This window comes from Oleiphilus sp. HI0061 (genome assembly GCF_001635675.1).
On the sequence record NZ_LWFE01000136.1, the window covers coordinates 1 to 10,609 of the forward strand.

Annotated in this window: 9 protein-coding genes and 1 pseudogene; 1 reads left to right on the forward strand and 9 read right to left on the reverse strand. The window is 42.7% G+C overall.

The annotated features are described in order from the left end of the window. The 9 genes and pseudogenes from gltB to A3735_RS01670 all read right to left on the reverse strand — a co-directional run. Window positions 1-888 (reverse strand): annotated as a pseudogene (gltB, locus tag A3735_RS01630) (glutamate synthase large subunit); the annotation flags it as partial. Window positions 889-1,099: 211 nt separating this feature from the next. After that, on the reverse strand, window positions 1,100-2,731 hold the full coding sequence (locus A3735_RS01635; protein WP_197476020.1) for an AAA family ATPase: 1,632 nt from the start codon (window positions 2,729-2,731) through the stop codon (window positions 1,100-1,102). 60 nt (window positions 2,732-2,791) lie between these two features. Further along, window positions 2,792-3,868, reverse strand: coding sequence for a 3-dehydroquinate synthase (gene aroB / locus A3735_RS01640; protein WP_068506598.1), 1,077 nt, complete (start codon window positions 3,866-3,868; stop codon window positions 2,792-2,794). A gap of 4 nt (window positions 3,869-3,872) precedes the next feature. Further along, window positions 3,873-4,397, reverse strand: a complete 525-nt coding sequence (aroK, locus tag A3735_RS01645; RefSeq protein ID WP_082865394.1) for a shikimate kinase AroK — start codon at window positions 4,395-4,397, stop codon at window positions 3,873-3,875. A gap of 115 nt (window positions 4,398-4,512) precedes the next feature. Continuing rightward, window positions 4,513-6,609: a type IV pilus secretin PilQ family protein gene (gene pilQ / locus A3735_RS01650; RefSeq protein ID WP_068506596.1), complete on the reverse strand. Its 2,097-nt coding sequence runs from the start codon at window positions 6,607-6,609 to the stop codon at window positions 4,513-4,515. 88 nt (window positions 6,610-6,697) lie between these two features. Continuing rightward, window positions 6,698-7,237: a pilus assembly protein PilP gene (locus tag A3735_RS01655; protein WP_068506594.1), complete on the reverse strand. Its 540-nt coding sequence runs from the start codon at window positions 7,235-7,237 to the stop codon at window positions 6,698-6,700. Continuing rightward, on the reverse strand, window positions 7,237-7,923 hold the full coding sequence (locus A3735_RS01660; RefSeq protein ID WP_156494828.1) for a type 4a pilus biogenesis protein PilO: 687 nt from the start codon (window positions 7,921-7,923) through the stop codon (window positions 7,237-7,239). Before A3735_RS01660 ends, A3735_RS01655 begins: the two co-directional genes overlap by 1 nt. Next, window positions 7,923-8,507, reverse strand: coding sequence for a PilN domain-containing protein (locus A3735_RS01665; protein WP_068506592.1), 585 nt, complete (start codon window positions 8,505-8,507; stop codon window positions 7,923-7,925). Before A3735_RS01665 ends, A3735_RS01660 begins: the two co-directional genes overlap by 1 nt. Then, window positions 8,507-9,571, reverse strand: coding sequence for a pilus assembly protein PilM (locus A3735_RS01670; RefSeq protein ID WP_068506607.1), 1,065 nt, complete (start codon window positions 9,569-9,571; stop codon window positions 8,507-8,509). Before A3735_RS01670 ends, A3735_RS01665 begins: the two co-directional genes overlap by 1 nt. A 182-nt stretch (window positions 9,572-9,753) precedes the next feature. Between A3735_RS01670 and A3735_RS01675 the strand changes: the two genes are divergently transcribed. Next, window positions 9,754-10,609 (forward strand): transglycosylase domain-containing protein (locus A3735_RS01675; RefSeq protein WP_197485587.1); only part of this gene is annotated, 856 nt, incomplete at its 3' end.

Here is a 10,609-nt window from a genome sequence, read left to right on the forward strand (position 1 = left end):
ACCTGCCAGAAGTACCTCAAGCATATTATCCATACTGGAAGAATCTGAACCAGTACGATTCACCAAAGGAGATAATTCTCCCAGCTCAGGCAGTTCGTCTGTAGCAAACTTGCTTGTTCTCGCTGTAGACCAGTTTCTATTGCCTTCAATCGTATTAATTTCACCGTTGTGAGCAATACATCTAAATGGCTGGGCTAGTGGCCACTTTGGCATAGTATTAGTGGAGAAACGCTGATGAAAAACACAAATGCTTGTCTCAACATCTGGATTACCCAGATCCAAATAAAAATTCGGCAGGTCAACCGGCATCATCAGCCCTTTATAAGACACGACTTTTTCTGACAAACTACAAACGTAGAATTCTTCATCAGACGCCAAAGCCATTTCAGTCTTACGGCGCGCAACAAAAAGCTTAAGAGACAGTTCACGCTCACTAAGCCCGTCAGCCTGAACAAAGACCTGCTCAATCTGTGGCAAGCAATCCAGAGCCATACGACCCAAGCAATCGTTATTAGTCGGAACCAAGCGCCAACCAACAACGGTAAGACCTTGTGCTTCAAGCTCTGCACTCATCGTTGTTTTAGCTTGCTGCGCTTTCGTAGGGTCCTGTGAAAGGAAAACCATTCCTACGCCGTAAATCTCATTCAGATCGGCGCTAAACTGCTCCTTAACCACCTGCCTGAAGAACGTATCAGGTTTCTGAATCAACAACCCACAGCCATCGCCAGTTTTACCATCTGCTGCGATACCACCGCGGTGAGTCATACATGTAAGTGATTCTATCGCCGTCAATAGTAGATCGTGACTTGCCTGCCCTTCCATCTGGGCAATCAAACCAAATCCACAGTTATCTCTAAACTCTTCCGGGCGAAACAAACCTGCTGCCATAACATTCTCTCTACAAAATATCATTTAAAATCATACAGTTAGAACTAACAAAACTAACAAAACCATATGACTATGAAAATTGGGGTTGGACATTTTACACATCGTGCTTATTCAGTACAAACTTAAAGAAGGCGTATAAGCAGAAAAAACTCGTAGAAAAGCATAAACTATCCTTATATTTCAAATAGATAGCTTCAAAAAACTAATTTAGTTATTGCCTCGGATAAGACTTGAGAATTCCAGCATAACTCCTCAACCAAGGCTGTTGAGAAGTAATAATTTTAGGTGCCACCTTGAGCGCAGCATTGGCGGAAGCCTTATCAGGATAAACACCATAAAAAACAACAAACCAGGGTTTACCGCGATGCAGCGTTTCAAGATAGTATATCGGCTGAGCACTTTTACTTACGCGCTTTGCGAAGTCTATCGCTGTTTTCTCGTTATAGCTACCTAAAATTTGAGCTGAATAACCACTTGAGTTTTGGGATGCAACCCATGCTTTCCCCTTAAAGAACGGCTTAAGTATTTCACGGCTGCTCTCTGCGGCAGGAATAATTTTTTCCTGTACATTTTTAGCGATTTTCTCTATCTGCAAAGTATCGCTAACTAGTTGATCCGATTCTGGAACGCTAACTTCTTTATCTGCTAGAGTGCCATCTTGTACCTTGTCGGGCTCAACAAGCTCTTTAACACCAGCGCTCTCTGGAATTGATCGAGACGCCGACATTTCAGGCTTATTGAGCGAACCTTTTTTAATCTCGCCACTACCCTGACGACCTTTATCCAAACTATCTATATTGCTTTCTGAAGCTTTAGCCAAACTCTCTGACAGGGCCTGATCAAGCATTCTTAACCTTGCTTCTCTCTGTTGCTCTACGAGAGACACTTTATTTTCATCAGAGTTATTCTCTTGCTCCGGCTGCTCGTGCGCGACTGCTTCGCTATCTCCTTCAGTAAACAAGCCATATTGATAAGACACGAGTAAAAATGAGAAGCAAAGCAGAACGGCAACACCCCAAAAAACCTGCTTCGGCACTCCTTTACGGCTCTTAACCGGTAGCTTTAATGCCCCCGGTTCTAACACGACACTACTGAACAAACGATTCACCCGACCAGGCAAACCTTTCCCCATATCAATTAAATGTTGCACCTGACTTTCTGACAGCTCTAACAAGCCGGTATAGCCAGCATACTCCAATCTCAACTGGAGATATTCCAGCATATCTGAAGCACCTAAAGGCTTAAGCTGCATTTGATGCAACCACTCGTCATCACCTTCTATGTGACTCAAACGAGCAAGCTGCAGCAAGCTTGGCAAACCCGAAAAAATTGCTACCACTCCGCTTTCTTTAGGCAACTGACTGAAATATGAAAAGTAAAATTGAAGCTCTTTTTTTGATAATAGGTCTGCGTTATCAAAAACCAGAACCTTTCTCACACCATCTTTCTTGAACTCATCTTCCAAATACTGCAATAAACGGGAAAATGATTGACGCGTAGTTTCACCAACTATCGAATCTAAACCAACAAGCTCGCCAAAGTCATGTATAACAGATTTCGACTTTTCCTTATTAGCAAGCTCCTGAGCATCTGTAACGTAGATACTCAGCTCGCCAGCTGAAGATTTTGCAAATTTATTAAGTAGAGTGGTTTTGCCAGCACCTTTTTCGCCAGTAAGCAAGAGAACCATATCGCCAAAGGTCGACATATGGCGCAGTGTTTCTAAATTATGCTGACGCTGCGCCCCCTCAAAAAATACTAGCATTCGCTCATCGAATGGGTTTTCTTTCAAGTTAAAGTGCGAAATGAGCTGCTCACTCAAAACATTATTATTTTTTGTCACACTCATATCAGACTTATCGACTCACCTACAAAATTAATCGAACCAAGTAATTGCTTCTAATTAAGCTTTGCCACCCAAAACATTTGCCAGAGAATCAGCGCCAAAGTCTGCTGTCACAACAGCTTCACCAATCGACTTCAAAAGCACAAGACGGAGCGTTCCATCCATTACCTTTTTGTCCACAGACATTAGTCGTTCATATTCTGAAGCCAACATGCCTTCCGGCCCTTCAATTGGCAAGTTAGCAGCAAGCAATATATTTGAAATTCGAGAAACATCTTCATCACTAATCCAGCCTTCCATTCTCGACAATTCTGCTGCCATAACTGTTCCCGCTGCAACCGCCTCACCATGAAGCCAAGAGCCATAACCTTCATAAGTCTCAATCGCATGGCCAAATGTGTGCCCTAGATTTAATATTGCTCTAAGCCCACCCTCTTTCTCATCTAGTTCAACAACTTCCGCTTTACAAGAACAAGATTCTTTAATCGCGTAGGTTAAAGCATCAGAGTCCAAGGACCTTAAGGCCTCAACATTAGCCTCCAACCAGTCAAAGAACTCTGGCTTACGGATCAAACCATATTTGATCACCTCCGCCAGGCCCGCTGAAACTTCCTTTGAAGCCAGAGTTTGCAAGGTCAAAATATCAATGATAACGGCTTTAGGCTGGTAAAAAGCACCTATCATGTTTTTACCTAAAGGATGGTTGATTGCAGTTTTTCCACCTACAGATGAATCTACTTGCGAAAGAAGCGTCGTGGGCACCTGAATAAAATCTACGCCACGCTGATAAGCTGATGCAGCAAAACCTGCCATATCTCCAATTACACCACCCCCCAGCGCAACGATAGTCGTCTTCCTGGAATGAGCCTTCTCTAGTAGCGCATCAAAAATCAGGTTTAAGGTTTGCCAATTCTTATATTGCTCTCCGTCAGGCAAGACCACGCTATCAACCTCATAGCCAGACAATGCCTGTCTAACTTGCTGCTCATACAAAGGCCCGACTGTCTCATTTGTCACCAGCATTACTTTTTTTCCGGCAATGTAGGGCTGATAGAGAGATGGATTACTCAATAAGCCTTCGCCAATAAAAATTGGGTAATCACGCTCACCCAAATCTACTTTTAACTCAATCATTTATTCACTCTTTTTCTATCGCGCTGATTATATCTTTAACAATACCTTTCATAGACTTTTTGTCTGTATCAATTACATAGTCAGCAACTTCTCGATAAATTGGATCTCTGGTCGCATACAAATCACTCAAGACCTGACGAGCATCTTTGTCTCCCTGCAACAAAGGTCGATTCTTATCTTTGTGAGTTCTTTTGTACTGCTGCTCGACTGAGGTATTCAAATACACTACAAAAGCAGTGTTGTTCACACACTCTCTGTTCTCGGGGCGCATCATCGCACCACCACCTGTTGCCAAGACGACGTTTTTAAGTGCTGACAAATCTTTTATTGCCTGGCTCTCTCTATCCCGGAAGCCTGCTTCGCCCTCGACATCAAAAATCCACGGAATGTTTGCCCCGGTTCGCCGCTCTATCTCTTTATCGGAATCATAAAAGTCAAAGTTCAGCTCTTTGGCTAAAATTTTTCCTATGGTTGTTTTTCCTGCCCCCATTGGGCCCACAAAAACAATCAACGGTTTAGCTATACTCATATTTCGATCTTATGCCGGCCAATCAATATGTCAGTAAAGATTAACCTGTTTATTTTAAAAAGAAAAAAGGCCGCAATCTGCAGCCTTTTACCTAAGCTCAATAAGACATATTGTCCTATATTTGCTGGTCAATCACACCATTTTTTAATAGCTTAGGCGTGATAAAGATAAGTAATTCAGCACGCTCATCTATCTCTTCAGTCTTGGTAAATAAAGCACCTAAGTATGGGATGTCACCTAAGAAAGGCGTTTTAGTAACAGTTGTAGATCGTTCAGACTGAAAAATACCACCCAAGACAACCGTTTCACCATTACCAACAAGTACTTGAGTTAGTACCTCATTTGTTTCAATACTTGGAATACCTGCGGTCACTTCGCCACGGTTATCCTGATTGATCTTAAGATCCATAATGACCTGATCGTCTGGCGTAATTTGAGGCGTCACTTCTAAAGATAGCACGGCCTCTTTAAAGGAAACTGAGGTTGCACCAGAAGACGAAGCTTCCTGATAAGGAATTTCCTCACCCGATTTAATTGTCGCGGTTTGACGATCAGCCGTTACAATTTTCGGCTGGGCAACGATCTCACCCTTTCCATCAGATTCGAAAGCAGATAATTCCATATCAATTAGATAGTTATCACCACCAAAACCAATCGCTAAGGAAGAGCTGTTCGATCTGGTTACACCTAAATCAACAGCCAAAGCACCTGGAAATGAAATACTGTTACTATTTCCGTTCGCTATATCTGTCAGTTCACTAAGCGTCCCAGACGATCCACCTATACGGAACAAGTTATCTCCGCTACGATCTAAACCGCCACCACCCCACTGAATACCCATTTCTTCAGCTATATTCGAACGAGCTCTTACAATTCTAGCCTCAATCAATACCTGACGAACCGGAATATCCCAGGTAGATATCAATTTACGAATCTGCTCCTGCTTCTCTGATGTCTCTCTCACACTTATAGTATTCGTTCGTTCATCAGATGAAATAAAGCCTCGCTCTGAAATCAGCTCACTGTCCTGGCGCAATAGCTCCACAATATCTGCCGCTTTTGCATAGTTAATCTGAACGATCTCCAAACGTACCGGCGCTAATGCTGCAACCTGTCGGTTAGCTTCCAATTCAAGCTTTTCACGCGCCGCTATTTCTTCGGCTGGAGCGACAAGCAGTACATTACCCACCGTTCGCTTATCTAATCCTTTTGTTTTTAGAATCAGCTCTAGAGCCTGATCCCAAGGTACATTCTGTAAACGAAGGGTAATACTTCCACCCACGGTATCACTTGCAACCAAGTTAAGGCTGGTAAAGTCAGCAATTAACTGAAGAACAGCTCGCACTTCAATATTCTGGAAGTTCAAAGATAGCTTTTCACCAGTAAACGGAAACTTATCCTTTTTACGCTGATCGACTTCTTCTTCTGTTAGCGCTTCAACACTCACGGTAAATTTATTATCAGCCTGGTAAGCCAGGTAATCATAATGACCAGAAGCTTTAATTCTAATTAAGGCATCACCATCAACGATATCTGAATCAATACGACGAACAGGTGTTGCAAAGTCGACAACATCTAGACGCTGTCGAAGCCCCATAGGTAAGTCAACCTTTGGCATGCGTAACTGAATATGGCCACCCACTTCTGACATATCAATATCTACGTCAGGCGAAGCAAAGCTAACGACTATCTGGCCATCGCCCTTTTCACCACGCTGAAAGTCAATATTGGTTATGCCATTTCTATCCGCAGCAACTTTCCTAGAAAACGTATTCGCTGCTGGCATTGCTTCTGGCGATGACGCGACAGCTTGGTATGCTTCACCAGCACCCTCTGAGCCCACCAATACAAACAGCGTATTTCCACTCGTTCGCGTGCTATAGGGCACTAAGTCAACTAAATCAAGAATTACACGGGTTCGGTCCTTGGTGCCGATTACAGTCATGCGTTTCGCATTTCCCATACCAAGATTATGGTATTTCTCTGCCAGCTTACTGCTAGCGCCCGGTAAATCGAGCGCTATTCTTGCTGGTTTTTCAATCGTATAGCCATTCACTTCCGGCGGCGTTTCATCAAAAATCAAGGAAATTTCAACTCGATCTCCAGGCAGAGAAGCGAAGCTAACATCGTTAAGGTTAGCGGCATTTGCATTCATTACTGCAAAGAAGCAAACTCCAATCAGGGTTATTAATTTACGCGTCTGAAGGACCATTTCTGTAAACCTTAATATTCTACTTACTTTTGACTTAAACATGTTTGCTCTATTTGATATATCATTCATTATTCCCAAGCCCCCTTAATTACTGATCGTCCAGCGAGATGGTTCGCGGCCTTTCAAGCCAGCCGCCATATCCGTTGGGAACAATTTCAATCAAATCAATCTGACCAACTCTTACATCTACAATTCGGCCATGGTTTTTACCCATATACTGCCCAACCTTGGCCATATGTACGCTCTGCAACTCATCAGCAATCAGCGCCCACAAAATATCTTGTTCATTTCGCTGAAGCGTACCAACCATTTTTAACTGCCCTAGAGAGTATGACTCCAGAACCTCAGGAACTCGATCAAAATCCGGCTTAACGTTACTTTGATCTTTTTGTATCTCTACCACGCTTACCACAACATCTTCAGGCGGCAAAAAAGGTGAACGTCTATTCGCAGCACTGTATGTAAATGCTCTATATACTTGTACTTCAGGCAAAGCCTCTATTTTTCCACGCGGCTTGGCATCAGCCTCTGCCATAAAGCGATCTAAATCACCAAAGCCACTACTCGTACCACAACCACTCAATAGAACACTTGATACGAGCACGAGAGACAAGAAAATTTTATTCATTATCTTCTCCTCCCTTTCTTCTTCTTAGATTGCCTACTTTTTTCTCTGTCTGCCTCAGTACCATAACGATATGTCTTCGCTTGCACAGTCATTTGCAGCTTATGACTGCTGCGCCCCTGACTATTTCCTTTAGACTTACTCTGCGTCTTGGAAATATTCATATCATGCAAAGTCACGATTCGTGGCAAGCTTGCAACACCACTCACAAAAGATGCGATGTCGTGATAAGTACCCGCAACCACGATTTCCATTGGTAATTCAACATAGAACTCTTTGGAAACCTCTGGCTTCAACTGAATGGATTCAATTTCCAAACCGCTTCCTAGCCCGGTATTGGTAATATCTTCAAGTAGGCCCGGAACCTCTGTTTTTGCAGGCAACTGCTTAAGAAGTACACCGAAAGACTTTTTCATATCTTCCATCTGTAAGCGAAAAGCCTCAAGATTTGCTACTTTATAAGCTCTACTTTCATACTGCTGCTTCAAGCTTGCTTCTTCTGCAGCGACTCTATCAAATTCGGTATATTGATCCTGAATCAGAAAGAAATAACCGCCTATAAGCAGCGCTAAAAAGACAACAACTAATACAATTGCTTTAACAGGTGTAGGCCATGAGCCTGCATTATTAAAGTCTATATCATTGGGATCAAAGCCTTTCAGGCTTTCCATAGATTCAGAAAAACCCACTATTTAGTCCCCTTTTCACTTGATTCCTGATCTTCAGCTAACTCAGGGGTCACCTGCTTAACACTAAGATCAAAACTATTTAGAGTCCCGTCATCACCTTTAATCGCACTCACGTCTTTCAGATTAGGGTTAGAAAACCAGACTGATGTTTCAAAGTTTCGCATCAAACCTGAAATACGGTTATTAGATTCAGCCAAACCCGTAATCTCTATGAGATCCTCTTTTCGCTCAAGGCTTTCATAATAAAGGCCATCTGGAAGTGTTCTCACCAACTCATCCATCACACGAACGATAACCGGGCGTGTTCCCTGTAAGTCCTGAATGACCTTCATTCTATCCAAAAGCTCTTTCTTTTCTTTTTTCAGCTCTTTGATCTCTTTAATTTTCTTATCCAGCTCAGCCATTGAAGAGCTTAAATAATTATTTCGAGACTTTTGAGTTTCAATTTCGGAGCTAACATAGTCTTGCCACAAAAACACGAGCACGACAGCAACAACAAGGACAGCGATCAACGATGTAATAAAATTCCGCTGCTTCTCGGCCCGGAGTTCTTCTCGCCACGGCCTAAGGTTAATAGAAGGCATTAATCAAAACTCCTCATAGCCAAACCACAAGCAATCATCAGTGATGGTGCATCATTGCTTAACGCAGACGCATTCACCTTTGAGCTTAAGGTCATATCAACGAAAGGGTTAGCCACAATAGTCTTGATCCCTGTTTTCTCTTCAACCAGCTCTACAAGTCCGTTTATTGACGCGACACCGCCAGCAAGCACGACATAATCGACTTCATTATATTGGCTTGAGGAAAAGAAGAACTGTAATGAACGGGCGACTTGTTGAACGACTGCCTCTTTGAAAGGAGCTAAGACTTCACGCTCGTAGTCATCTGGCAAGCCACCTTGCTTTTTAGCTAGCCCGGCCTCTTCAAAAGATAAGCCATAACGTCGCTGAATTTCTTCTGTCAGTTGACGACCACCAAATAACTGCTCTCTTGTATAGATCGTTTTGCCATCGGCAAGTACGCTCAATGTCGTCATCGTTGAGCCAACATCGACAATTGCGACTGTCTGCTCTTCACCTTCAACGCCAATTTGCGAACCGACAAGTTCAAAGGATCGTTCAATTGCGTAAGCTTCGATATCGATAACTTTCGATGTTAAGCCACCAATTTCCAGGGCTTCTTCCCGAAGTTCAACATTCTCTTTTCGACAAGCAGCTAATAATATATCAACCTGGTCAGCGCCCGACTCTGACTCGCCAAGCACTTCAAAGTCGATAGCCACTTCATCAAGAGGATAAGGTATATATTGATCAGCCTCGACAACGATCATATTTTCCAGCTCAGACTCGTTAAGCCCACCCGCCATTTGTATGGTTTTGGTGATAACAGCTGAACCCGCAACGGCAGCAGAAGCTAATCGACTATTAGCACGCGAGCGAGTCACCACCTTTCCGATGACTTCACCAACCAACTCCGAGTCATTAATATTCTTCTCTACTACGCAGTTACTAGGTAGCGGTTCCACGGCGTAACTCTCTACGCGGAACTTTTCACCATTCTTTGACAACTCCAATAATTTTACTGAAGAAGAACTGATATCGATTCCTAACAAGGAATCTTTTTTCTTTCCAAACAATCCAAACACGCGAAAACCCATTAAATTAATGGCAGCTACTTTGATTGAGATGTACTTATGAATCTATTATTCACACCTCAATGTACATTTTTTTACTTATAACACTCTAAAAAGACGTATAATCCTACAATTCTTAAATTAAAGCTATTTCTTAGATAATAGCTGTATATTTCTAACTTGCTAGGAAAAACATGTTTCGTTTTGTGAGACTCTTGAGCTTTTCAGCTTGGTCCTTGGCCGCAATGATATCTGGTGCCTTTTTCTTAATGGCCTCTTTCTTCCTTTATTTGACGCCAACACTTCCTGATGCCGAGCAACTTAAGCACACCCAATTACAAACACCCTTACGTATTTACTCACTTGATAGCAAAAGCATAGCCGAGTTTGGCGAAAAGAGAAGAAAGCCAATAAATATTGGTGACTCGCCTCAAAATTTGCTTAATGCCTTTATCGCAGCCGAGGATAATCGTTTTTTTGAGCACCGCGGAATAGATATAAAAGGCCTGGCTCGCGCAGCCACTCAGTTAGTTACCACAGGAAGAATTCAAACTGGCGGCAGTACCATCACCATGCAGGTTGCCAAAAACTTTTTTCTTTCCAGAGAAAAAACCTTCATCCGAAAGTTCAATGAAATTTTTTTAGCGATTCAGATTGAGCAATCTCTCTCCAAACAAGAAATCCTAGAACTTTATTTAAACAAGATTTATTTAGGTAATAGAGCCTACGGTGTTCATGCAGCCGCACAAGTCTATTATGGAAAGCCTATTGATGAATTAAACCTGGCACAAATGGCGATGATCGCGGGCCTTCCTAAAGCACCGTCTCGGTACAACCCCTTAGCCAATGCCAAACGAGCTAAAATCAGAAGAAACTGGATCCTGGACAGGATGCTTGATTTGGAGATGATCGATTCAGAACAACACGCTGAAGCAAAATCCTCTCTCATTACAGCCAGCTACCATGGCGGAAGCTCGGAACTTTATGCTCCTTATGTTGCTGAAATGGCGAGAAGAGAAGTTATTAATCGCTACGGTTCTGATGCATACA